General features: G+C 59.8%; 16 protein-coding genes and 1 pseudogene. 5 read left to right on the plus strand and 12 right to left on the minus strand.

All coding sequences use genetic code 11. The annotated features are described in order from the left end of the window. The first annotated feature begins 14 nt into the window (after nt 1–14). Both AAEZ10_RS08590 and AAEZ10_RS08595 read left to right on the plus strand, forming a co-directional pair. Nucleotides 15–4142, plus strand: a complete 4128-nt coding sequence (locus tag AAEZ10_RS08590; protein ID WP_350568788.1) for a Tc toxin subunit A-related protein — start codon at nt 15–17, stop codon at nt 4140–4142. Further along, entirely contained in the window at nt 4135–8196 is a 4062-nt protein-coding gene (locus AAEZ10_RS08595) for a hypothetical protein (RefSeq protein WP_350568790.1), read from the plus strand. Before AAEZ10_RS08590 ends, AAEZ10_RS08595 begins: the two co-directional genes overlap by 8 nt. A 9-nt stretch (nt 8197–8205) precedes the next feature. Here the strand turns inward: AAEZ10_RS08595 and AAEZ10_RS08600 are convergent, their stop codons facing one another. From AAEZ10_RS08600 to AAEZ10_RS08625, 6 genes are read right to left on the minus strand one after another with little or no spacing between them, the layout of a single operon-like run. Beyond that, on the minus strand, nt 8206–9534 hold the full coding sequence (locus tag AAEZ10_RS08600; RefSeq protein ID WP_243242317.1) for a DUF58 domain-containing protein: 1329 nt from the start codon (nt 9532–9534) through the stop codon (nt 8206–8208). After that, entirely contained in the window at nt 9531–10532 is a 1002-nt protein-coding gene (locus AAEZ10_RS08605) for an AAA family ATPase (protein WP_110646271.1), read from the minus strand. The genes AAEZ10_RS08600 and AAEZ10_RS08605 overlap by 4 nt, the downstream gene beginning before the upstream one ends. Next, a complete protein-coding gene (locus AAEZ10_RS08610) occupies nt 10529–11635 on the minus strand; it encodes a DUF4350 domain-containing protein (RefSeq protein ID WP_502947682.1) in 1107 nt (368 codons plus the stop codon). Before AAEZ10_RS08610 ends, AAEZ10_RS08605 begins: the two co-directional genes overlap by 4 nt. 53 nt (nt 11636–11688) lie before the next feature. Further along, the gene (locus AAEZ10_RS08615) at nt 11689–13227 is read right to left on the minus strand and encodes a DUF4129 domain-containing protein (protein ID WP_350568794.1); all 1539 of its coding nucleotides are present in this window, start codon (nt 13225–13227) and stop codon (nt 11689–11691) included. After that, nucleotides 13214–14191 (minus strand): stage II sporulation protein M, encoded by a 978-nt coding sequence (locus tag AAEZ10_RS08620; protein WP_350568796.1) that lies wholly within the window; start codon nt 14189–14191, stop codon nt 13214–13216. The genes AAEZ10_RS08615 and AAEZ10_RS08620 overlap by 14 nt, the downstream gene beginning before the upstream one ends. Further along, the gene (locus AAEZ10_RS08625) at nt 14188–14904 is read right to left on the minus strand and encodes an RDD family protein (RefSeq protein ID WP_350568798.1); all 717 of its coding nucleotides are present in this window, start codon (nt 14902–14904) and stop codon (nt 14188–14190) included. Before AAEZ10_RS08625 ends, AAEZ10_RS08620 begins: the two co-directional genes overlap by 4 nt. A 267-nt stretch (nt 14905–15171) precedes the next feature. Here AAEZ10_RS08625 and sbcB point away from each other — a divergent pair, with 267 nt between their 5' ends. After that, nucleotides 15172–16602: an exodeoxyribonuclease I gene (gene sbcB, locus AAEZ10_RS08630; RefSeq protein WP_350568800.1), complete on the plus strand. Its 1431-nt coding sequence runs from the start codon at nt 15172–15174 to the stop codon at nt 16600–16602. 98 nt (nt 16603–16700) lie between these two features. Here the strand turns inward: sbcB and mvaT are convergent, their stop codons facing one another. Further along, nucleotides 16701–17078 carry a histone-like nucleoid-structuring protein MvaT gene (mvaT, locus tag AAEZ10_RS08635; RefSeq protein ID WP_016773476.1) on the minus strand — a complete coding sequence of 126 codons (378 nt, stop codon included), beginning with the start codon at nt 17076–17078 and terminating at the stop codon, nt 16701–16703. A 337-nt stretch (nt 17079–17415) separates the two neighbouring features. On the opposite strand from mvaT, the gene purU reads away from it, so the two are divergent. Beyond that, nucleotides 17416–18264, plus strand: a complete 849-nt coding sequence (gene purU, locus AAEZ10_RS08640) for a formyltetrahydrofolate deformylase (RefSeq protein WP_016773477.1) — start codon at nt 17416–17418, stop codon at nt 18262–18264. 81 nt (nt 18265–18345) lie between these two features. Beyond that, nucleotides 18346–18522: a hypothetical protein gene (locus AAEZ10_RS08645; RefSeq protein WP_167351306.1), complete on the plus strand. Its 177-nt coding sequence runs from the start codon at nt 18346–18348 to the stop codon at nt 18520–18522. Here AAEZ10_RS08645 and gpgF read toward each other — a convergent pair. The 5 genes and pseudogenes from gpgF to AAEZ10_RS27880 form a co-directional block, all read right to left on the minus strand. After that, nucleotides 18506–19504, minus strand: a complete 999-nt coding sequence (gene gpgF, locus AAEZ10_RS08650) for a glucosaminyl phosphatidylglycerol flippase (RefSeq protein WP_076563957.1) — start codon at nt 19502–19504, stop codon at nt 18506–18508. The two genes, AAEZ10_RS08645 and gpgF, sit on opposite strands and share 17 nt — an antisense overlap. Further along, nucleotides 19501–20271, minus strand: a complete 771-nt coding sequence (gene gpgD, locus AAEZ10_RS08655; protein WP_350568803.1) for an N-acetylglucosaminyl phosphatidylglycerol deacetylase — start codon at nt 20269–20271, stop codon at nt 19501–19503. Before gpgD ends, gpgF begins: the two co-directional genes overlap by 4 nt. Further along, a complete protein-coding gene (gene gpgS, locus AAEZ10_RS08660) occupies nt 20264–21376 on the minus strand; it encodes an N-acetylglucosaminyl phosphatidylglycerol synthase (RefSeq protein WP_122746844.1) in 1113 nt (370 codons plus the stop codon). Before gpgS ends, gpgD begins: the two co-directional genes overlap by 8 nt. 250 nt (nt 21377–21626) lie before the next feature. Continuing rightward, a complete protein-coding gene (locus tag AAEZ10_RS27875) occupies nt 21627–22391 on the minus strand; it encodes a methyl-accepting chemotaxis protein (RefSeq protein ID WP_425375757.1) in 765 nt (254 codons plus the stop codon). Between the two features lie 93 nt (nt 22392–22484). After that, nucleotides 22485–23516 (minus strand): annotated as a pseudogene (locus AAEZ10_RS27880) (HAMP domain-containing protein); the annotation flags it as partial. Nucleotides 23517–23577 lie beyond the last annotated feature (61 nt).

Raw genomic sequence — 23577 nt, forward strand, 5'->3', positions numbered from 1 at the left:
CAAGGAGCGAGATCATGGCACTGAGTAACATTGGCGGGCTGCTGGAAAAACGTCGCTCGGCCCTGCTCGAATACTGCATTGGTCAAGTGGCCAATACCCGATACCCGTTTCTGAAAACGCCTGAAGATCTGTTTGAATTGCTGCGCATCGACCCGCTTGACACCTATCAGGTGAAGAGTTCCAGAGTTGCCGAAGCGACAAGCTGTGTGCAGCAGTACATTCATGCGGTGTATCGAAAGCTGGAGCCAGGCTTTGGAGATCATGAGTTCGACAAGCGTCATCTGCACGAATGGATTTTTTACAGCAATTATTCCGATTGGTCGGCGATGCAAAAAATTCCATGCTATCCGGAAAATTTCATCATTCCATCAGTGCGACTGCGCAAAACCAGTCTGTTCAGAAATCTGGAAAACAACCTTAACCAGGCCCGTTTGAACAACGATACCGTGCAGGCTGCGCTGCAGGAGTATCTACAGGCATTCGAAAAAATCTGCGATCTCGATGTGATCAGCTGTTTCATGGATGGCATGACACCGGCCAAAGCCGATTACTACTTCTTGGGGCGGCAGCGAGTGCAGCCGTTTCAGTATTTTTGGCGCAAGGCCGAGATCGAACTGAGCCCGGCCAGCGCGGCGGTCAACCCGGCGGCCTGGAGTGAATGGCAAGCGGTGGAAATCCCCACCACCAATCAGGTGCTGGATATCCGCCCGGTGTTCTGGAATGGCCGGTTATGTGTGGTCTGGGCCGAATGGCGTGACGCGGTCGTCGGCAGCGCAGCGGAGGCTTTCAGCCCGAGCAAATTGGTGATCAATCTGGCATTCATGACACAGAACGGGCAGTGGTCGGCGCCGTTGTGTGTGCACAGTTCAGAGTGCAAGGACAACCTTTTGGCGAGCCCCCCCCGACTGATTGCGACTGTGCATGCTGATTACCTTAATCCGAAGGGCAAGTTGGGGATTCTGTTAAGTGGCAAGTTCTCTAAGAAGTCACCCGCAGATTCTCCACCGGAAGATTCTGCTGAAACGGATCTGAAAGTGCATGCGATTTACGACGTGCTGATGCGCCCCCTCCTGGACGGTGGCGCGTGGCTGGATCTGGCACTCGAGGAGCGATTCGTCAGCAGCGATACGGTTCAGCACCCGCTCGACATTCAGGTTACTGCTGTCCCTCGCATAACGAACCATGGTTCCCTGACTCCCTATCTTGGTCTGAACGTTATGGCAACGCGCGTCGATGACAACGATGTGCTGACGGTGCAGGGTTTCTGCAGTCCCACGGGACTTGAAAGCGCTACGTTGAATATGGTGCTGCAAGTGACGGGATCGTCTGATATCGATCCGCCGCCGATTAGTGAACTCCAGGATGCAAGCGGTGGCTGGACAACTCAAGCGTGGACTTCCCGGCGGGCGAAAGGCACATGGGCTACGCCAGTCACGGTCTTATTCGCCTCTCCCAGTTCCCCTACAGGACAGAAAGAGTTCGACCTGACGATTGTCGATCTCATGGACTTCGTCCCGCCAACTCTGCACAGGAGCAGTGCAGGCACGGCACAGTTCCTGTCATTCAATCAAGCTGGACTGGCGTTGAAATACGTTCGGCTCAATTCATTATTCGGTTCGGAACTGGTGAGGTGTTCGAATATTTCCGTGGACGCCGTGCTGGACTGGTCCAACCAGTTCATTCTCGAACCGTCGCCGACCGGCGCAGAATTTGTTGAACTCAATGGTCCCTTCAACGGTGCCAACGGTCTGAATTTCTGGGAATTGTTTTTTCACCTCCCGCATTTGATTGCCACCCGGTTGCGTGATGAAGAGCGCTTCCAGGAAGCGCAGGACTGGCTGCATTACGTGTTCGATCCACAGGCAACCCAAGATCGGAAAGATCCGCCGGTCCCGGTCATGAACCCGAAACCGGCGTACTGGCGTTGCCGGCCTCTGGATATAGAGGGGGCGGGAAGTAATCCGGGGTGGGAGATCCAGAATCCCTCTGATCCGGATGCCATTGGCTATGCCGCACCCGCGCATTTTCAGATCCTGATGTTCACTGACTATGTGGAAAACCTGATGGCGTGGGGCGATTGGTATTACCGCCAATTGACCCGTGACAGTCTGGTGGCCGCCAAGCTCTGCTACGTCCAGGCCGGGTTTCTGATGGGCAAGGCGCCCACCGCCGACACAGCGACTCGTTGGCAGACCGCCACCGTTGAAAACCTTCTGGCCCAGAGTGATTCACGACCGCCTCTTGAAGCGCTTGAAAATACGCAGGATTTCAACCTGACGGATTACCCGATCGCTTCCGATACCCCGCCGATGCTGGGATTGTTGGCAAGCAAACCTTTTGAAATTCCGATCAATCAATCGCTGCTCGACCTGTTTGCAAGGCCGCAGCAACGGCTTGGTTACCTGCGCGACAATCTCACCATCGATGGCAAACCGCTGGACATATTGCTGTTCAGCCCGATGACGGATCCCAGGCAATTGCTCCGCGATCTGGCCGCTGGCAGCGCGGCCGGACCCAGACCGATGGGGGGGCGGCTGGTGGTCAATGCCTACCGTTGGCGTGTCACGTTCGAAGTCGCACTGCGTGGGGTACAGAGTCTGCGGGATTTCGGCAGTCTGGTGCTGCGACTGCTTGAACAACGCGACCGTGCCGAACAAGAGGAACTGCAGCAGAACCATCTGCTGGAGTTGGGCCGTTACGCCGAAACGGTGCAGGAACAATCCATCGCCCAACTGGAGGCGAATGTAACAGCGCTGCAGCAAAGCCGGGCAATGGCGCAGGAGCGGGCCGATGCCTATGCAACGCGTTACAACGAAAACGTTTCGCCGATCGAGTACCAGGTCATGGCCAGCCTGCAGCAGTCGAAAACATCAGCCCTGCAGGCCAAAGCCGTCAGAGTGGCAGGGGGCGTCATCGCGGCGTTGCCGAAAATCTATGGTACTTCCAACGGTGGCTTCAAGCCCGAACACGCATTCGATGCAATGGCTTTCGGTTTTGACGTCTCTTCGTCACTGCTGCAAATCGACGCCGACCGACAAGCCACGACCGAAGGCTATCGTCGCCGCCGCACTGAATGGGCGCTGCAACGCGATCAGGCGCTGGCGGAGGTGGGCGCAATCAATGCGCAGATCGAAGCGCAAAGCCATGCGGTCAACGCAGCAAGATCCAGCCTTGAACAGACGCTTCGGGCCAACAGTCAAGCGTTGACCATGTTCAACTTCCTAAAAAAACGCGCGAGCAATGCCGAGTTGTTCGGCTGGATGCTTGGCCAGCTAAAAGCCCTGCACTACCAGGCGTACGACGCGGTCGTCAGTCTGTGCCTCAGTGCGCAGGCTTCGCTGGCTGCTGAAACCGGCGATTATGATGCACCGGTCCCTTTACCTCAGGCCTGGCTCGATCACCGTTATGGTCTGGGCTCTGGCGAACAGTTGCACATGTATCTGCTGGACCAGGAACGCAGGCGCTTGCAAAGCTACGAGCGGCGGCTGGAGCTGGTCAAAACAGTTTCCTTGCGGCAGTTGTGCGACGACGGCATCGAGCCTCAAGAGGGCGTGAGCAGTTGGGCAGATGCACACCAGCAATTGATGGCAACAGGTGTATTGGAGTTCAGACTGACCCAGTTGCTGTTCGACCGGGATTACCCCGGCCATTTCTGCAGGCAGATCAGTTCAGTGGAGGTGGATCTGCCTGTCCTGACCGGTCCTTACGAGGATGTCCGGGCAACCTTGCTGCAGATCAGTAGCGTGACGGCGACCCGGCCCACCACACAGTCTGTGCAGTACCTGCATACGCCGACCTCAGGTGTACCTGGCGATCTGGTGTTCAACCTGCGCAGCGCTCAGCAGATCGTTTTATCGGTAGGGCTTTCCGACAGTGGCCTGACCCACCAGAAACCTGATGAAGGTTTACTCAACCCGTTTGAATGCACGGGTGCGGTTTCCCACTGGCGACTGAGTTTTCCTCGACCGCTAAAACAGCCACAAGCTGCAATGCTCAAATCCTTGACCGATATCATTATCCGCGTGCGCTACACCGCCAAAGCCGGCGAGCCGACGTTCGCCCAAAAAGTCACAGACCTGGTTACCAAGGCTGAAAACGCCAGTTTGAAGATGCCAGTCGAAGGAGCAGGCGACCATGAGTGAGCCCGTCGTGCAAAACAATCAGAATCTGGTGCTCAATGGTGACTTCAACGATCGGCTCAAAGAGTGGCGCCCCAGCGGGATGGTTGGCCTGGCGAGAGAATTCTATGCTGACGAGTTAGTCAATTTCATGGAGGTCGGTGTCGGGGCTTCGGCTACACAGGTAATCAAGGCACCCAAGACCCCCGGCGCCCGCGCGGGTTACGAACTGACGTTTCTATGCGAACTGCGGCCCGGAGTTTCATGGTCGGGCGAATCGGGCTGGTTGCACATCCGCAAGAGCGGCGATGTGTTAATGAGCATCGAACTCACGGCAGAAGAAGGCCGGAAACAGGTGCACGAAGACGCCGGACTGGGGGCGGAGCAGCCGCTGGAGTTCAAGCCGCGGGTGTATCAAAGATCACTGGATCAATTGGCGTTCGTCGAAGATGACGAATTGAGCTTCGAGGTCAGCGGTGTCCCGCGCAACGCGGGCGACCGTAGTTCGACAATCTGCATCACTCGAATCGACCTGCAACTGAAGCTTGAACCGTTGCAACTGCAGACGGTGCGACTGGATGACGAAGTTCTGCCACCAGGCCAGACGTTACACCTTTGCCTGGGCGCTTCCCTTGGCGATGACCCGGACGGCTCTTTGTACATTGCGCATCGTCTGTCTTTTACCCCTGTAGACGGCAGCGTCTGGCTGGGTACGGATATCGCACTGATCATTCAGGGCAACCCATTGGAAGCAGTCAAGGCAACCCCTGACTGGGGAGTCGATCAACCGCTGCTGTCGCAGTGGTCGCTCGACTGCCCGGATATGGGAGAAGAGAAAAGTCATGACTTCACAATAAACCTGGTGAACCAGTACAACACCGAGCCTTATGCGATTGACGTGTCGCTGGGGCATCATCGATTGGCGCTTCGCGAAGTGCAGACCGCGGCGTATTACCCCGTCCTCGAGTATGCACAAAGCGTCCGGTTGGGCGTGCAGGTCCTTTCGTTCTACACCGGCCGTTCGCTTGATGGTCGAGAGGTCAGGTGGACGAGTATCGGGCAGGGCGTGCAGGGCACCGCAGTCACTGATGAACAGGGCCTGGCTTACTTCGATTTCGTCCCTGAGCAAGCCGGCGATTTTGTCATCACAGCGTCGGTCGACAGCGCTTATTACGGCAATGGCGAGGTGACTCACGAATTTCCAGTCACGGTGCTGGCGACCGACCCCTGGCGCGACTTGCATTGCGTTGTCGAAGAGCAGGTAACCCTGTGGGGCGCGACCGGTTATCCCAATCGCGGCACTGATTACCCCTTCATCGTGCGCTTGCCCGCCGACAGCCCTTTGCTGGCGACTGATCTATCGCTGCACTGGAGCGGCGTCGGGCATGAAGAGTTGAAGGTCACGGTCAACCCGCCACTCCAGCAACCGGTCGCTTTCAATGGCGACGATAGTCTCTGGACGCTGGCCTGCGAGGACTGGCTGGATGGTCGCTTCGAACTGTCATTGGTCTGCTCGAAGTTGTTACTGCCATCGCCGCGTAAACCCATGTCGCTGGCGCGCAACAAGGTCAGGATCGCTGACACGCGCGGCCCGAATATTTCGCCGGTTGTCGAGAACTACGAAAAGACCTTGATGCGAGTGCAGGTGGTGCATGTCACTGCCAAAGGTGCCGGTGAGCCGGTAATTGATGCGTTCGTCGACTGGCAAACCCCCGAGGGTATTGTCGAGTCTCGTACTGGCAGCGGTGGCTGGGCCAGCCTGTATTACCGGCCGTTGAAGGCTTTGAGCAACGAGACGATTACCGCCAGTGTGAGAGCCTACGAAGGCGGGCCGGCAGATGGACACACGTTTTCGGTCACGGCGTTTGCACGAGACGAGTGGAAGGACAAGGTCAGGATCACGTTTGATAGCTTTCAAATTTCCAGTGACGGAATCGCTTGCAAGCGAGGCAAGACGCACATCCTGACGATCCGTGCATTTGAGAACAGCCCGCTGATTGGCAAGGCAATTACGCTCGGTTGGCGCAACGCAAAGCCAGAGATCGGGCTTGCGGTGAGCGACCTTGATATACCGAGAATATTGCGCGAAGGGGAAGATCTGAGTTGGTTGTTCAGCTCTGATCGTATCGAAAGTACCAGCAGTATTTTCGAGGTGAGTTTGTTCACCGACACTCTCACGAACAAGGATTTTTCTTGCCGACTGATATCACCTGACCTCCATGAAGAAATGACCGTGGTCCTGGATCAGATGACCGATCTCAGGGGGCAGCCGCTCTTTCCGTGTATTGGCGCTATACATCGCTATATCTTCCGCACCAATGCGCTGAGTCCTTTAGTGGGTATCACCATGGATCTGATATGGACTGGAAGCCCGGCGGCGGAGCTCGGAATCGAGTTGAGCCCACCCCCCAAAAGCGAAAATGTTGTGGACGACAGCGGGTTTACCTGGACGCTGGATTGTTCAAAAAGTACCAAACCCGGGGTTTTCAAACTTCAGTTCATTATCAGTACCCATGGCTTGAGCGACATCAATACGATGACCCTGGGCCACAATAAAATCACGATCGAAGACGCCCGTGCATCTGCGGTGGATCCGGTCATTGGGCAGGATCCTGCGTGGATGTGGCTGAAGGTACGTTCACCTTATCGTCCCGACCTCGCGCTGGATCAAGTGCCTGTTCAATGGACAGGCGACGACAGCAGCGAAGAGCACGGGACGGGGGCCGACGGCTGGAGTGGTTTTCCCTTTGCGCCAACCACGGCAGGTGAGCATGTGGTGACAGCGGCGGTTATCAGCCCTTATGACCGTTTTGAAGAGCTCCGCTCCATGCAGGTTCTAGCGCTGGAAGGGGATCCCTGGGCCGGATTCGAATACAGTTTCGACTCCCGACCGTTTCAGCCACTGGGCCATAGCGCTGAATTCCCTCGGCGCAACGGGCAGCATCAATTGAGCGTGAGTGCTCCGCCGGGCAGTGCGCTGCATGACCAGTATCTGACACTGGGCATGACCGGCACCGGGCCGGCGGAATTGGGCATGCGCTTCGAGGAGCCACGTCTGGGTGACCCCAGGCTTTTCTCGAGCGCTGGAATGACCTATCGGTTCAACGCGGGCGACCTCAAGGACGGGAGCTTCGGCCTGCGCTTTGCCTCGGCGCGGTTGGCCAAGTTGTCTCCGGTCATTGCGATGTCGCTGGGGCAAGGCGAACAGGTGGTAAAGATCGCCGAGCGTTCGCGAAGCAGTCAGTCACTGCTCTGGGGCGAGGCGGTGTCGGAGCAGGTCGTCATTGTTTCGGCCATCAGCGACAGGCCAATGGTGGGGATGAAGGTTGTCTGGCGCAGCCCGGACCTGGGTGAGGTGACCACCATGACCAACTTCTACGGTGAAGCGCGGATACGGTTCGTGCCGACAACACCGGGTGCGGCGCAACTGACCGCCACGGTGGGCGATGCGCTGTATTCGGAGTCGATTTCCTTACCGTTTTTGCTGCACGAGCCCCGGGAGATCAAGGAACTGGTCAGCGATGATCCGAGCGGGTATCCGGGGCAACAGATGACCGCGCAAGTCCTGGTAGTGTCAGCCAGTACCGCGCAACCCTTGGCCAATGTCGAAGTGATGTGGGAGTACGACCGCACCTCGCTGCCGACAACCCTGACGGATGCCGAAGGCAAGGCAACGGCGCGCATTGTCCTGGAAGGAGCAGGCGAGGCTGCGTTGCGGGCGTCGGTAAAGGGTGGTTTGGCTGGCTGGGTGGTAAAAACGCTCTGGTTGACCGTAACTGAGCGTCCAGCAGCGGTGGAATCCGTTGTTGCGTCGCCTAATCCGGTTCCCTTGCAGACCTACGTCTCCATGACCGCGCTGATTGTGGCCAAGGAGGGGCGAGAGCCCATGCCCAGACGGAAAATCCTTGTTTCCACTAATGGAGCACCGTTCACTGAGTCGTTTACCGATCACAACGGGCGATACCAGGCTCACTGGCGGCCGATGAACCTCACGGATCAGATTTCGCTGGTCGTCAAAGTAGAAAACAGCGACGGCACTTCGGACAGCGACGCTGTGTATGTTGCAGTCACCAACTGATCGAATCTGTCAGATCGCAGCGGTCTTTTTCCAGCTCATGTAGCTTGTCACCAGTCCGGCCCCCAGCTCGGCGGGCCGAACATCCATCACTGCAACGCCATGGGCAGTCAGCCGCTCATGGAGTTGCGAGCGGTCATTGAGAAAATCGATGGTGCCGCAGTAGGCGAGTGCCTCGGGCAACGTTTGTACCGTGCTCTGGCGCAATGTATCCAACGCCTGTTCACGCAGGCTCGCCACCAGCACCCGATGTTGCGCGCTCAACCGTTTGACCGCGCCCAGCACTTGATCATCGTCATCGCGCAAGTTGGTCACTAGCACTACCAGCGCCCGGCGCTTTTGGCGGGCCAACAACTGGTTGGCGGCAGCCTGGTAATCAGCAGGGCGCTGGGTGCTCCGAAGGTCATAAACAGCGTTGAGCAAAACGTTCAGTTGGCCGCTGCCTTTGACTGGTGCGACATGGCGCGGCTCATCAACGGCAAAGGTACTCATGCCCACCGCATCCCCTTGGCGCAACGCCACATAACTGAGCAGCAGGCAGGCATTGAGCGCGTGATCGAAGTGCGACAGCTCACCATCGTGACTGCGCATCTGCCGGCCGCAATCGAGCAGGAAGATGACCTGTTGATCGCGTTCATCTTCGTACTCGCGGGCAATCGGCGTGCGCTGGCGGGCGGTGGCTTTCCAGTCGATCTGGCGCAGGCTGTCGCCCTCGCGAAATTCGCGCAGCTGATGAAATTCCTGACCCTGCCCGCGACGTTGCCGCTGACGTATGCCGAGCTGGCTGAGCCAGTTGTCGACGGCGCGCAACTCACCGCCGTAAAGCCGGGCGAAGTCCGGGTAGACACGGGTCTCGTCGCCGACGCTGAGCAGGCGTTTGCCGGACCATAATCCCAAGGGGCTGGGCAGGTTGACTTCGCACTGTTCGAAGCTGAAATGCCCGCGTTCGAAAGGGCGCAGACGGTAGCTGATCTGGCTGACATGGCCGGGTTGAAGCTCGACAAGCATCGGCAGATGTTCAAACGCGAGGCCGTCGGGAACGTGGTCGAAGAGTCCAATGGCCAGTGGCTCGGCAAACTCATGGGCGATTTGCAGCTTCACCTCTCCCCAGCGCCCGAGCGCCAGGCTGCCGGGCATCTGCCGATTGATGCGCGGCGAGGGCAGGCGTCTGAGGCGTACGGCGTCGATAACCGCCAAGGCCAACAGGGCCAGGAGCAAACCCCAGTTGATCGAAATCAGGCTCGACGGGAGCTCTCTGCCAAGTGCCTGAAAGGCGCCGAGCACGATACTGACGCCCAGCAGCAGCGCCAGCCAGATCAGCAGCAGACGCGAGGGTTTCACAGGCGCGGCGCCGGCACTTGATCGAGCAATTGCGTGAGCACCTGATCGACCTGCAGGCCTTCGATATCCAGCTCCGGCGCGATGCGCACGCGATGGCGCAGCACCGCCAGCGCGCAGCCTTTGATGTCATCCGGGATTACAAACTCGCCGCCGCGCAACAACGCCCGGGCACGGGCACAACGAACCAGTGCAATCGAGGCGCGTGGCCCGGCGCCGAGGGTCAGCCCCGGCCAGGTGCGCGTGCTGCGCGCCAGGCGCACGGCGTAATCAAGGACCTGATCGTCCAGCGGCAGATCGCTGGCAATACGCTGCAACGCCTGCACGTCTTTGGCTTGCAACACTGTGCGCAGCGGTTGCACATCGAGCATGTCGGCGCGGGTCGAACGACAGACCTGACGGACCATGTTCAGCTCCTGATCGGCGTCGGGATAATCCATGCGCACCTTGAGCATGAAACGGTCGAGCTCGGCTTCCGGTAGCGGATAGGTGCCTTCCTGTTCGATCGGGTTCTGCGTTGCCAACACCATGAACGGTTGCGCGATGGGCAAGGCGCGACCCTCGAGCGTCACCTGGCGCTCCTGCATGGCTTCGAGCAATGCCGCCTGGGTTTTTGCCGGGGCGCGGTTGATCTCGTCGGCCAGCAGCAGGTTGGTGAACAGCGGGCCTTTGCGCAGCTTGAACTGCTCGGTCTGCAGGTCATACACGGCGTGGCCGGTAACGTCGCTGGGCATCAGATCCGGGGTGAACTGGATGCGTGCAAACTCGCCGCCGAAGCATCGCGCCAATGCCCGCACCAGCAAGGTCTTGCCCAGCCCGGGCACGCCTTCGAGCAGCACGTGGCCGCCGGCGATCAGCGCGGTCAGGACATCGTCGACCACCGCATCCTGGCCGATCAGCGCCTTGTTCAATTCATTGCGCACTGCCTGCGCCAGCTGGCTGGCGCGCTGGCGTTGCTGGGCGGCGTGCGTCACGCTGCCGGGCTCGATCTGTTCAGTCATAACGCGTTCCTCAAGGTTTGCAGATGAGCGACCTGACGGCTGAATTCGGCGCTGGACAAACGCTGCTTCGGACGTGGGCTCAGGGCCTGGCTGATGGCCCGGGTGGGTTGCCGGGTCAGGCGCGATAACGCCAGCCATTGCTCGGCCACATTCAATTGATCGAAACCGGGATGGCGGCGGCGGGCGCGGCGCAGGATGTCTTGTTGCAAGGCTTGCAGCAGCGCCTGCTGGCCGTTGTGGCGCAGGAGGAAATCGGCGCTCGCGCGCAGGTGCTCCAGCAGTTGGCGTCGACCTGCTGGCGCTGGCATTTGCACCGGGCCGTGATGCACGCCGGCCTGCCACAACCACAGGCCGATCAAGGCGAGCAGGGCGACGATGGCCTGCGGGAAGTAGCGCCAGAGCAAGGTCCACAAACCATCGTGCGTCGTGTCGTAAATCAGCGTGACGTCGGTGTCGGCGCTCAGATACCAGAGCAGCCAGGCGTTGTCGTATTTGCCGATAGCGCCGGTTTTCCACAGCTCGGCATCGGTGACCACGGTGATCGTGCCGAGGCCGTACACCCGTTGCATCATGTGCGTGGCTTTGGCGCTGTTGGCCCAGGCTTGCGCGACATTGTTCGGGTCGTCGAGGTGGAAGTCGGTGTCGAAACCGGCGTAGGCCGGCGCGTCTTCGTCTTCCAGGTACAGTTTGGTCAGTTTCGGGAAGCGGTCCTTTTCCACTTCCTCGGGAGGATCTTTCAAGTCCTTGCTCAGCGATTGGTGCAGTTGCACCTTGTCGAGCAGCAGATCATTGCTTTGCCCGGTTTGCGCATCCCACAACGATTCGGCGACGAACACCAGACGTCCGCCGGCGCGAGTCCAGTTCAACACCTGATCGACTTCACGCGGCGTCATCCGCGCGCGCTCGCCAAACAAAAGCAAAGTGTGGCTATGCGGATCGATCTGCGGCAGCACCGCCAGGGTCTCGGCGTGATTGACCGCGAGGCCGCGCTCGCGCAGGAACATTTCTGCCGCCAGATAAGGATTGGCTTGCGCAGCAGGCGAGGGGCCGTGATCGATGACTTCCTGATAAGGACGGGCTTTGAGGTAGAGGAACAGACTCATGCCGCCCAGCAGCAGAAGCGCCAGCGCAGCCAACGACCAGCCGATGCGCCGGTTCAATGCCCGGCACCTTTGCCGAACAATTCACGCCAGCCGTTGCACAGCTCTGCTTGCAGGTGCGCAGCTGGAAGTCGGTGCCCGTAGGCCATGTTTTGCCAATGAACGGTGAGGTTGCGGCTGTAGGCGATCAGATCCGGGCGTTGCAGTTGTTCAATGCGTTTGAGGATCTGGCTCTCGGTGTCGGCGGCTTTCAGCGTCAGGTTGAAATCATGCAGCAGACGGCTGAGCAGGCCGCGATAGAGCAGACCCAGCGCGGCGCGAGGTTCGCTCAGCCACAATTGTTCGGCGCTGCTGGCAATGTCATCCGGCAGGGTTTCACGGCTCAGATCGAGGCCGAAGACTTGTGGCGACGCCGGCGGTTTGCTGCGCGCTGGCAGGTTCGGGCGGCGGCTGACGAAAGCCCGGAGGAATTCGCGATAACGCCAGACCAGCCAGCCCAGCGCAGCAATCAGCGCGCCCCACAACAGCACCTCAATCACGCCGGCGAGGGTATCGAGGTGTCGACCGTCGAGCCAACCGAGAAGGGTTTTCAGCCACTGCGGTGCCTCACCCGCTTGCGCGTCTTTGGCCGGACTTGCCGGGTCGTCGCCAAAGCGATAACGGGTGACGCTCTCCTTGTTCTTGAACGGCGGTTGTTCGAGCAGCGACTCAATGCTGTCGCGCGAGGCCTGACTGGTCAGCGGCTGATTGAGCAACCGTGGAGCATCCGGCGCATCGCTGGCCCACACCGGTTGCAGGTTCGGCAGCAGCAGACACGCCGCCAGCAACACGCCGAGCACGCCGTTGTTCAAGCGCTGGCGCAGACGGCGGAAGACCAGTTCAATGTCCCAGGCTTCCAGTTGCGTGCGGCGGTTCAGGTACAGGCTGAAACCGCAGGCGACATACACCGGTCCCCAGGCCACCAGGATCAGCGCATAAAAAACGTTGGTCAGGTGCTCCAGCCAGCGCCAGTCCTGATCGGCGGCGAGCAGCAGTGACTGCCAGTCCCAGTCGGTTTCGATCTGCTGCGGCAAGAGCATGTAGAACAGCAGCATCAAGCCGATCCACAGCGCGGTTTCCAGATGCACGCCGATAATCGTCAGCCATTGCGCGGCGCCGCCGTTGCGTTGCAGCAGCACCTGCAGACGTTGTTGTCTGGCCTCGCCGTCGAGACCTTCGAGTTGCGTCACCGGCAGCACAAAGCTGCGACTCAGGCTCAGCCGGCGCCAGGTCAGACTGGCCAGCAGTTGCGGCCTGAGCAGGCGCGGCCATTCACGCAAGGCTTGCTTGAGCGTCGGGGTTTCGCCGAACAGCGCTTTGGAGAGGATGTACAGCGGCAGGCGTTCGTAGGCCGGTTTCAGCCACCAGAAAATGAACACCGCCAGTGATGGCGAATCCCACAGCAACAGGCTAAGCAGGGCGAACAGCGGCAGGGTGATGATCGCCCAACTGGTCATCAACAACCGCCGATGCTGTTGGCTCATCAACACGCCCAGGTCCATGGCTTCCCAGGTCGTGCGCGGGCGGATCACTACGCTGGCGTCACTCAGGCGCATGGCGGGTCCTTCCGGCAAACAGCAGATACACCGCAACGGCCAGCCACAGCGCGGTGCCGACGGCGTATTTGGTCAGCGGCGTGACACTGGTTTTCGACGACCAGTAAGCCTCGATAAAGGCTGCGATCAACAGGAACAGCATGGCCCCGCACACCAGCAACACACTTTTGCGCGCCGCCAAGCGCAGCGCCTCGCCACATGTCAGGCGTCCGGGGGCGATCAGCGCCCAGCCCAGCTTCAGGCCCGCCGCTCCGGCGAGGGCGATGGCGCTCAGTTCGAACGCGCCGTGACCAATCACGAACGACCAGAAGGTCTGGCCGAAACCGATCTCGCTGAGATGCCCGGCCACCGCGCCGATGATCATGCCGTTGTATAGCAGAAAGAATCCGCTGCCCACGCCCATCAGCAAACCGCTGGCGAATGTCTGAAAGGCGATGCCCGTGTTGTGCATGACGTAATAGCCGAACATCACCCAGTCTTCGCTGGCCGCCCGTTCGGCCGAGCGTCCGAGGTGGCCGGCAACGGGGTCGTACATGCCCTGCATCTCGCGCACCTGTTCGGCCGGGATCAGGTTGTAGATCAGTTCCGGGTTCAGATAAACCAGCACGCCGAAAGCGATCAGGCTGCCGAAGAACAACAGGCAGGCGGCCGCAACAAAACGCCACTGTTCGCGCACCAGTCGCGGGAAGTCGGCGAGAATAAAGCTGATGATGAGCGCCCCGAGGCGACTGCGATGCCGATAGAGCTGTTGATGGCCGCGCAGCACTTGCTGCTGTAATGAATCGATCAGAAAACTGCTGTAGCCACGCGCCTGGGCCAGAGCCAGATGTTGGCAGAGACGTCGATAGGCCTTGGGAAAATCGCTGACTTGCGCCGTATCCTTGCCGTGTTCGAGGCGTTCAAGCGCCACGGCGAAACGCTCCCATTCGGCCTTGTGGCGACTTTCGAACAGGCTCTGCTTCATGCGCTCGGCCCCAACAGGCCGCGCGCGATGCCGTTGAGTTCAGACACGGCTTTGGGCGCAGAGATGTGCAACGGCTGCGCCAGCAATGCCGCCAGCTCGTTGACCCGTGCGGGAGAGAGTTCGGCCTGACGCTCGGCGAAACCGAGCATGGCCCGTTGTTCGCTCAGGGTGAGTGGGACAGGGCAGCGACGAGGTTCAGCGTCAGGCAGTTGCGGTCGGCTCAGCGGCCGTTCGCTGTAAACCACCAACGTGCCGGCGGCAATGTCGCCGAGGCGTTTGAAGGTCGGGTGTTGCAGGCAACTGAGCGCACCGAGGAAATAGCCGAAGGGCAGTAGATCGACAAAGCGCAGCAGGTTGCGCAGTAGCGAGGCCGACCAGCCGATCGGCGTGCCGTCATCGTGTACCACGCGCAAACCAAGCCATTGCTTACCCGGCGAGCGGCCCTGACGCAGCACCTCGAACAACACCATGTACCACCAGCTGATGGCAAACAGCAGCAAGGAACCGAGGCCCATGCCGAGCTTGCCGAGAAATGCCAGCGCGATGAACAGCACGCCGAGGATCAAGCCGCGAATGCCCAGATCGATGGCAAACGCCACGGCGCGCACCATCAGCCCAGCGGGACGCAACGGCAGATCGATGCCTTCCGGCGTTTCGACCTGATGGCGCGTATCCAGCGGTGCTTTCCTTCGCGGTGCTGTGGGCTCGAGCATGGGCTACCTGATCTTCGCCTGTTCGGGGTGCAAGTGCGCCTGATGCTAGCAGCCTCTCGGGTGTGGGAGCGAGCCTGCTCGCGAATGTAGTGGGTCAGTCAGCCTGTGGGCAACTGACAGAACGCCTTCGCGGGCAGGCTCGCATCCACAAGGGCAATGCATTCCAGTTGTAGGAATCTGGAGAAGTTGCTGGTCCAGGGCTGCGAGGCTGGCCGTGGCAACCCTGAAACGCCTAGACTTCGCCGATCTTCTGTTCAGGATTCGCCCGTGACTTCAATCTTCTGGTACGACTACGAAACCACTGGCATCAATCCGCGCAACGACCGACCGCTGCAGGTGGCCGGGATTCGCACCGACCATGCGCTCAACGAGATCGACGAGCCAGTCAACCTCTATTGCCAGCCCAGCGAAGATATCCTGCCGCACCCGGCGGCATGCGCGATCACTGGCATCACCCCCGGCCAGCTCGCTGAAAAAGGCCTGAGCGAAGCCGATTTCATGACTCGCGTGCATGCGCAACTGGCCGCACCGGGCACCTGTGGCGCCGGTTACAACACCTTGCGTTTCGACGATGAGATGACTCGCTACAGCCTGTATCGCAATTTCTTCGACCCCTATGCCCGTGAATGGCAGGGTGGCAACAGTCGCTGGGATCTGATCGACGTAGTGCGCGCCGCTTACGCATTGCGCCCGGACGGTCTGGTCTGGCCGACCGATGTTGAAGGCCGCGTGACCCTCAAGCTCGAACGCCTCACGGCGGCCAACAATATCGATCACGGGCACGCCCACGAAGCCCTGTCGGATGTGCGCGCTACCATCGCGTTGGCGCGGCTGATTCGCGAGAAACAACCCAAGCTCTACGAGTGGCTGTTCCAGTTGCGCAGCAAACAGAAGGTGATGGATCAGATCCGCCTGTTGCAGCCACTGGTGCATGTGTCCGGGCGTTTCTCGGCGGCGCGCAGTTATGTCGGCGTGGTGCTGCCGCTGGCCTGGCACCCGAAGAATCGCAACGCCTTGATCGTCTGTGATCTGCATCTTGATCCGCAGGGGTTGCTGGACCTCGATGCGCAAGTCTTGCGTCAGCGTCTTTATACCCGTCGCGATGAGTTGGCCGAAGGTGAGTTACCGGTACCGCTCAAGCTGATTCATATCAATCGTTGCCCGGTTGTAGCGCCGCTGGCGGTATTGCGCGCACAAGACCAGCAGCGCCTTGGGCTGGACATGGCGCTTTATCAGGAGCGGAAAGTGCGACTAACTGACGCACAACAAGTCTGGAAAGATAAAGTCGCGGCGATTTATGCCAGCGAAGATTTCACTCCCAGCGAAGATCCCGAGCAGCAGTTGTACGATGGATTTATCGGTGATCGTGATCGTCGTTTATGCGAACAAGTTCGAACGGCCGACCCTGCGCAATTGGCGCAAGAGCAGTGGCCTTTCGATGATGAACGTTTGCCTGAATTACTTTTTCGATATCGAGCACGCAACTTTCCGGACACCCTGGATGTGGCCGAGCAAGAGCGCTGGAAATTATTCTGTCAGCAGCGCCTGACGCAACCCGAGGCAGGTGCGCCGAATACCGTGCAGTCATTTATCGAGGCGGCAGAGCAATGGTCGCTTAGTGCGTCACCGATGCAGCGAGAGGTGCTCAATGACTGGCAGAATTATGTCCAGGCATTACGCAAACGTTTGAATCTGTGAAATCGAACATGCCCGGACAATAAATTACGGGCATAAAAAAACGCCAGCGCTAGCTGGCGTTCTTTTGTTCGCGGATCGCTCTGCGAAGGCGTTGCGGCTTAGCCCAGCAGGGTAGCCCAGCCTTCAACCACGTCGCCGCCCCACTTGGCTTTCCACTCTTTCAGAGTCTTGTGGTTGCCACCTTTGGTTTCGATGACTTCACCGTTGTGCGGGTTTTTGTATTGCTTAACTTTGCGTGCACGCTTGGTGCCGGTAGTTTTCACTGCGCCGCCGCGTGGAGCCTTGGATTTGGCTTCTGGATCCAGCAGCGCGATGATGTCACGCAGCGACTTGGAGTATTCACCCATCAGCGTGCGCAGTTTGCCTTCGAATTCCAGTTCGGCTTGCAGTTTGTCGTCTTCGGACAGGTTCTTCAGACGGGCTTGCAGCTCTTTGATGGCTTCTTCGGTGGCGCGATATTCGTTGATCAAGGACATGAGTACTACCTTTTGTAGAATGCTGAATGACAGGGGACAGTGCCGCAATAATAGTCAGGCTGTTTCATCAAGTAAACATTTAGATCGGCTTTTTATTTAAATGAGTTACAGGAATTAGCCGCGCTTTGAATGTTCAGTTAAATAATGTGATGCAGTCAGCACAGATATTTACAGTTGTCTGACAAAAGCCCTTCTAAAGCGTCACGGTCTTGACGGAAGACCTGCGTCAGAAAGCCGTTTCACCATGCTTTGTCCCACCCGGCGCGTATGCGTACTGCAGTTTTCCTGCGCAGTCGCTAGAATGGCGGCCTTTGTGAAGTTCTGGAGTTTCCCCCTCATGCGCACTTTTCGGCTGGTGATCTCTTGCCCGGACCGCGTTGGCATCGTTGCCAAAGTCAGTAATTTTCTGGCCTCTCATAATGGCTGGATCACCGAAGCGAGCCACCACTCTGACAATCAAGTGGGCTGGTTCTTCATGCGTCACGAAATCCGTGCCGATTCGCTGCCGTTCGGTATTGAAGAGTTGCGCGAGAAGTTCGCGCCGATCGCCGAAGAGTTCTCGATGGACTGGCGCATCACCGACACCGAGCAGAAAAAACGCGTAGTGCTGATGGCCAGCCGCGAATCCCACTGCCTGGCCGACCTGCTGCACCGCTGGCACAGCGACGAACTGGATTGCGAAATTTCCTGCGTGATCTCCAACCACGACGACCTGCGCAGCATGGTCGAGTGGCACGGCATCCCTTACTACCACGTGCCGGTCAATCCACAGGACAAGCAGCCGGCGTTCGACGAAGTGTCGCGCCTGGTCAAGCAACACGATGCCGAAGTGGTGGTGCTGGCGCGCTACATGCAGATCCTGCCGCCGGACATGTGTCGCGAATACGCGCACAAGGTCATCAACATCCACCACAGCTTCCTGCCATCGTTCGTCGGCGCCAAGCCGTATCACCAGGCATCCCTGCGTGGTGTGAAACTGATCGGCGCGACCTGCCACTACGTGACTGAAGAACTGGATGCCGGTCCGATCATCGAGCAGGACGTGGTGCGTGTCAGCCACAGCGACAGCATCGAAGACATGGTGCGTTTCGGCCGTGACGTCGAGAAGATGGTGCTGGCCCGCGGCCTGCGTTATCACCTGGAAGACCGCGTGCTGGTGCACGGCAACAAGACGGTTGTGTTCTGATCGAGCACGCCACGCTTGAAAAACCAGGGGCCTGGGCGTTGAATCGCTCAGGCCCTTGTCATTTGAGCCCGAGGAAAAGCCATGAACGATCCACTGGACAAAGCCACTTCAAAAGCGCCCGCCACCCTCGGCGAGGGTTGCCTGAGTCGTTACGACCCGGATGACATGAGCCCGGACGACGGCACCGAATTCCCCGGGGCCGCCGAGCTTTGGGAGCAACTCCAGCAAGAGCAGGACGAACCTAAGAAGCCTGCCTGACGTTCATCAACTTCTTCAGCAACGGCTTGCCCAGCATCAACACGAACACCGGCCCGCCCACCAACAGATAGAAGTAATACGTCACCACGCGCCAGATCAGGATCGCCGCCGCTGCGGTGGACTTGCCCACCATCGGTGCGAGCAGCGCGGCCGAGGTCAATTCTGCGGCTCCCGCGCCGCCGGGTAACAGGCTGAACTGGCCGGCGCCGAGCGAGAGCATCTGCACCAGAAAACTCCATGCCCACTGCAAATCCGCGCCGAGCCCGCGCAGGGCCAGATACAGCACGCTGTAGCGCAGCAGCCAGTGCACGCAGGTCAGGGCGAACACCTGAACCAGCGTTTGCCAGGGCAGTTTCAAGGTATCGGTAAATGCCGCGAGAAAGTGCAGTAACTTGCGCGCCCAGCGACGGCGAGTACTTGTCGTGATGTTCATCCCCGCCAACAGCCGCCCGCTCAGGCGAATCAACGCTCGGTGATAACGGGCGATCAACACGCAACTGAACAACCCCCCAAACAGCGAAACGGCGCTGACGGTCAGCAGCCACTCGAGGCGATCGCTGAGGTGCTGGAATAGCGCGTAAATCAGAATCCCGCTGAGGGCGCAGAGAAAGAACAGCAGATCGCTGAGCTGATCCATGGCAAACACTGCGCTGCCTCGCGCCGGACGCACGCCGCAACGGGCGAGCAGAGCCATGATCGTCAGCGGCCCGCCGCTGCCGCCGGGCGTGGCGCAGTACGCGAACTCGGCCGCCATCACCACGCCGAGGCTTTTCAATGGCGCGACCTTTTCACGCTGGTCGCCGAGCAACAAACGCAGGCGCAACGTATTGATGCCCCAGCAGAGCAGAATCATGCCGAACATGATCAACAGCCAGTTCAGCGGGAAGCTGCGCAGGCGCGACCAGGTTTCGCCGCCGCCGAGCAGTACCGGAATCAGCACCGCCGCCAGCAGGCCGATCAGCAACAACAGGCTGCGCTTCATGCTGCGCGTTCCAGCTGACCGCGCTGTCGGGCGAGCCAGTCGATTTTGGTCAGCGGCACGCGTCCCTCCGCCAGCAGGCGTTGCAGCGTGTGCAACCAGTAATCGCGAGAAAAGCGGTGACGCATGTCCACCGGATGCAGCCCCAGGCGAATCACCGATGCCTCGCGCCAGCGCTGTTCACGCTGGTCGCTGAGGATTTTCGACAAGCCGCGCCGCCAGGCGCTGCGCGCACTCCACACCAGCCCGGGTGCATCGATGGCGCTGAAGTCGGGCAAGCGATAAAGGTGCTGCGGCTCGCTGGTGTAGCTGAGCGGCAATTCGCGCAAGGCCTGGCGGGTGCCGTCGCTCATCAGCCAGGCCGGGGCGACGAAACCCTGCACCGGCCAGTCGTAGCGCTGAAACATCTCCAGACCCGCATGCAGGCGGGCCAAGGCTGCTTCGCGGGACAAGCGATAGAACTCGCCTTCATGGGTGTAGACCCGGCGCATGAACCAGTCGCGCGGGGTGTTTGGCATGGGTTCCTGATCGTCGTGGTAGTAGCCGTGCAGCGCCAGTTCATCGCCTCGGGCGACCCTGGCATCGAGCACTCGGCGAAACGCCGGGTTGGCATCAAGGGCATCGTGGCGATGGAAATCCGGTACCACCAGCCACGTCATCGGCACTTCACCCAAGGCATCGACAGCCTCGACGAAGGGCTGGTAATCCGCCCACGTCGAGGGCGCCACATCATGCAACACCAGGCAAACAGCTTTCATTTCTTCAACCATTGGCCACCCGTGGCAGCGTATGGCCGAGCACCGCGTGATAGTGGCTGAGCAGACTGTCGACCACGGTGTCCCAGGCGTAATGCCGTTCGACGTGCTGGCGCGCCTGTTGACCGAGGCGGGCGCAGCCGCGACTGAACAGCTCGCGCACGGCATTGGCCATGGCCTGCGGATTATTCGGTGCACAGAGCAGGCCGCAGGAATCGTTGACGATCTCTTCAAACGCCCCGGCCGCCACCGCCACCACGGGAATGCCGCAGGCCATGGCTTCGAGGATGACCAGTCCGAAGGTTTCCTGGTCGCCGGCATGCAGCAGCGCATCGGCGCTGGCCATCAGCCGCGCGACTTTCGGCGCCGGGCAGAATTCGTCGATGACGCTGACGTTGTCCGGCACCGCCGCAGGCATCGACGAGCCGACCAACAACAAGTGATAACGCGGACCGAGGCGTTGCATGCACTTGAGCAGCACCGGCAGGTTTTTCTCCTTGGAACCGCGCCCGGCAAAGATCAGCAGGCGCGTGTCTTCGGCAATGCCCAGCTCAGCCCGCAGGCCAGGATCGCGGGCGTCGGGATGGAAAGTGTGCAGATCCACGCCCAGCGGTTGCACATGGACATTGCGCACGCCAAGCCCGATGAGCTTGTCGGCCATGACCTGGCTCGGCGCGAGAACGCGGTCGAAATTGCCGTAGAGACGCGTGACATAAGCCTCGACATTCGGTGTGACCCAATGGCCCATGCGATTGCCCGCCAGCAGCGGCAGATCCGAGTGATAAAAGCCGATCACCGGCACATCCAGCTGCCGCCGCGCATCCAGCGCCGCCCATGCGGTGAGGTAGGGATCGCCGACTTCGATCAGATCCGGCTGCAAATCCTGCAGGACGTTTCGCCAAGGCGCCAGGCGCAGGGGGAAGCGATAACCTTTGCCGAAGGGCAGGGCGGGCGCCGGAACCGTGAAAATGCCGTCATGTTCACCCAGTCTCGCGCCGGGGATCAGCAGGCTGTGGCGAATGGCGTTGCGCTCGCCAAGGCGACGGTGTTTGGCATCCAGATAAGTCCGCACGCCTCCGCTGGCCGGGGCGTAGAACATGGTGATGTCGGCGATATGCACGGTGAGCAACCCTCCGCTGTGTTGTTCTCCCTTGATTGACCTTTATCCAGAATAGATGTTCGGTCGGGATTGCGCGCCCCTCACCCTAGCCCTCTCCCGGAGGGAGAGGGGACTGATCGGAGTGTTTGGGATTGTTGCGATGTCCTGCGATATCGAGCCGAACGCTCGCATTGAAAAGCTTGAAGATCGGCTCCCTTTCCCCTCGCCCCCTTGGGGGAGAGGGTTGGGGTGAGGGGGTAGGCTTTTGATCTTAAATCCTGAAGCTGCCCACCAGTTGCTTGAGACGCGAAGCCTGCTGCTCCAGATCCGAACAAGCGCGCAAGGTCGCTTGCAGGTTCTCCACGCCTTCCTGGTTCAGCGTGTTGATCTCGGTGATATCGACATTGATCGACTCGACCACAGCGGTTTGTTCTTCGGTCGCTGTCGCCACCGACTGGTTCATCCCGTCGATCTCGCCAATGCGCAGGGTCACGCTGTTCAGGCGTTCGCCGGCGAGGTTGGCGATCTCGACGCTGTCCTGGCTGTGGCGCTGGCTGTCGCTCATGGTGCTCACCGATTCCCGGGCGCCGACTTGCAGCTCCTCGATCATGGTCTGCACCTGCTGTGCCGATTCCTGCGTGCGGTGCGCGAGGTTGCGCACTTCGTCGGCCACCACGGCGAAACCACGACCGGCCTCACCGGCGCGCGCCGCTTCGATCGCCGCGTTCAGCGCCAACAGGTTGGTCTGCTGGGAAATACTGGTGATCACCTCGAGAATCTGGCCGATGTTGACGGTCTTGCTGTTCAGCGACTCGATGTTGGTGCTGGACGCGCTGAGCATGCTCGACAACTGGTTCATCGCCTTGATGCTGCGCTCGACCACCTGCTGGCCATCTTCGGCCAGACCCCGGGCATCGCTGGCCTGATTCGACGCTTGGGCGGCGTTGCGGGCAATTTCCTGGGCGGCGGCGCCGAGCTGATTGATCGCGGCGGCAACACTGCTGGTGCGCGAGGCTTGCTGGTCGGAGTTGTACATCGACGAGTTCGACGCAGCGACCACGCGCAGCGCGACTTCGTTGACCTGACCGGTGGCCGAGGACACTTCGCGGATCGAACCGTGAATACGTTCGACGAAACGGTTGAACGCGGTGCCGAGGATGCCGAATTCATCGTTATTGACGATGTTCAGGCGTTTGGTCAGGTCGCCCTCGCCGTCGGCGATGTCTTCCATGGCGCGGGTCATCACGTGCAGCGGCTGGATCAGCAGGCGGATCAGCATGCCGAGCAGGGCGATGATGATTGCCACGGCAATAATGGTTGCGATTACCGCTGAGGTACGGAATTCGCTGAGCATCGAGTAGGCCTGATCCTTGTCGATCGACAGGCCGATGTACCAGTTCACCGACGGCAGGCCCTTGATCGGGGCGAAGGTGACGATGCGGGTTTTGCCGTCGACGCTCACTTCGCTGAAATCGCTGCTGATGCGCGGCGTGTCCTGGGGGTAGGCTTCTTTGAGCGATTTCATCACCAAAGCCTTGTCCGGATGAACGAGGATCTTGCCGTCGGCACTGATCAGAAACGCATAGCCCATGCCGTCGAAATCCCGTGCGGCGAGGGTGTCGACCAGCGATTGCAGGCTGAGGTCACCACCGACCACGCCAACGCTCTGCCCGGCCTTTTTCGACGCGGTGGCGATGGAAATGATCAACTGGCCGGTGGCCGCATCGATGTAGGGTTCGGTCAGGGTCGAGGTGCTGCTGCTTTCGGCACCTTTATACCAAGGGCGTACGCGCGGATCGAAACCGTCCGGCATCTTCACGTCCGGGCGGATGGTGAAGTGGCCAGTGGCATCGCCCAGATAGGTGGCCATGAACGTCGAGGTCAGGCTTTTCTGTTCCAGCAGGCTGGCGACCGTGGCAGGTTCCGGGTTGATGGCGATGTTCTGCGCGGCGTTCTCGATCAGCAGGATGCGCCCGCTGAGCCAGGTCTGGATGTTGCCGGCGGTGACCTCGCCCATTTCATTGAGGTAGTTGTTCAGATCATCGCGGATCGCATTGCGTTGCAGCCAGTCGTTGTACAACGTGAACGAGGCGAAAGCGGCAATGACGATGAGAGCGGCGGCAAGCAAAATCTTATGGCTGAAGCGCAGGTTTTTGTTCATGGCTTGGGGTTCCGCTAAGGTCTTAATGTCCTGGGCGTGCTTTTATAGAGACGCGCACTAT

The organism is Pseudomonas sp. H26/SER47-MNA-CIBAN-0231 (genome assembly GCF_040310465.1).
Classification (GTDB): Bacteria; Pseudomonadota; Gammaproteobacteria; order Pseudomonadales; family Pseudomonadaceae; genus Aquipseudomonas; species Aquipseudomonas atacamensis.

What these genes read in the sequence shown, in the direction of transcription:
- AAEZ10_RS08590 (WP_350568788.1), top strand. Translation starts at nt 15, where the DNA reads ATGGCACTGAGTAACATTGGCGGGCTGCTGGAAAAACGTCGCTCGGCC.
- AAEZ10_RS08595 (WP_350568790.1), top strand. Translation starts at nt 4,135, where the DNA reads ATGAGTGAGCCCGTCGTGCAAAACAATCAGAATCTGGTGCTCAATGGT.
- AAEZ10_RS08605 (WP_110646271.1), bottom strand. Translation starts at nt 10,532, where the DNA reads ATGACTGAACAGATCGAGCCCGGCAGCGTGACGCACGCCGCCCAGCAA.
- AAEZ10_RS08610 (WP_502947682.1), bottom strand. Translation starts at nt 11,635, where the DNA reads ATGAGTCTGTTCCTCTACCTCAAAGCCCGTCCTTATCAGGAAGTCATC.
- AAEZ10_RS08615 (WP_350568794.1), bottom strand. Translation starts at nt 13,227, where the DNA reads ATGCGCCTGAGTGACGCCAGCGTAGTGATCCGCCCGCGCACGACCTGG.
- AAEZ10_RS08620 (WP_350568796.1), bottom strand. Translation starts at nt 14,191, where the DNA reads ATGAAGCAGAGCCTGTTCGAAAGTCGCCACAAGGCCGAATGGGAGCGT.
- AAEZ10_RS08625 (WP_350568798.1), bottom strand. Translation starts at nt 14,904, where the DNA reads ATGCTCGAGCCCACAGCACCGCGAAGGAAAGCACCGCTGGATACGCGC.
- mvaT (WP_016773476.1), bottom strand. Translation starts at nt 17,078, where the DNA reads ATGTCCTTGATCAACGAATATCGCGCCACCGAAGAAGCCATCAAAGAG.
- purU (WP_016773477.1), top strand. Translation starts at nt 17,416, where the DNA reads ATGCGCACTTTTCGGCTGGTGATCTCTTGCCCGGACCGCGTTGGCATC.
- AAEZ10_RS08645 (WP_167351306.1), top strand. Translation starts at nt 18,346, where the DNA reads ATGAACGATCCACTGGACAAAGCCACTTCAAAAGCGCCCGCCACCCTC.
- gpgF (WP_076563957.1), bottom strand. Translation starts at nt 19,504, where the DNA reads ATGAAGCGCAGCCTGTTGTTGCTGATCGGCCTGCTGGCGGCGGTGCTG.
- gpgD (WP_350568803.1), bottom strand. Translation starts at nt 20,271, where the DNA reads ATGGTTGAAGAAATGAAAGCTGTTTGCCTGGTGTTGCATGATGTGGCG.
- AAEZ10_RS27875 (WP_425375757.1), bottom strand. Translation starts at nt 22,391, where the DNA reads ATGTACAACTCCGACCAGCAAGCCTCGCGCACCAGCAGTGTTGCCGCC.